Consider the following 222-nt stretch of genomic DNA (forward strand, 5'->3'; position numbering starts at 1 on the left):
ACTGGCTTTGCGCTCGAGCCCTTCGCCCAGCTCGCGCTGATCCGGGTCTCGACCGAGGCCGGCACGGAGCGCGGTGGCATTGCGGCACTGCGCGTCCTCTCCTCCGAGCAGACGCTGGGCTTCACGACGCTCGGCCTCAGAGCCGAGGCGCAGATCGGCGCGATGCCCTTGTTCGCCCGCGGCCTGATCGGCTGGCGTCACGGTTTCGGCGAGCTCACCCCG

The sequence above is a fragment of the Allobosea sp. Root483D1 genome, assembly GCF_001429505.1.
Lineage (GTDB): Bacteria > Pseudomonadota > Alphaproteobacteria > Rhizobiales > Beijerinckiaceae > Allobosea.